1 protein-coding gene is annotated in these 239 nt (G+C 75.3%); it reads left to right on the plus strand.

What is annotated here, in order from left to right; genetic code table 11:
* Positions 1-239 (plus strand): MarR family transcriptional regulator (locus SB751_RS34850; RefSeq protein ID WP_410749594.1); only part of this gene is annotated, 239 nt, incomplete at both ends.

Genomic DNA, 239 nt, shown 5'->3' on the forward strand with positions numbered 1-239 from the left:
GCCGGCCGGCTGGGCGACGGCGTGCGCCAGGGCGCGCTGGCCGAGGCGCTGGGGGTCGAGGGTCCGTCGCTGGTGCGCGTGCTCGACCAACTGGTCGCCGCCGGCCTGATGGAACGGCGCGAAGACCCGCATGACCGCCGCGCCAAGACCCTGCACCTGACCGACGCCGGCCACGCCCTGCGCAAGCAGGTCGAGGACGTGCTGGTGGAACTGCGCCGGCGCCTGTTCGACGGCGTCAG

Origin of the sequence: Cupriavidus sp. SIMBA_020, assembly GCF_046535395.1 — a bacterium.
Lineage (GTDB): Bacteria > Pseudomonadota > Gammaproteobacteria > Burkholderiales > Burkholderiaceae > Cupriavidus > Cupriavidus campinensis.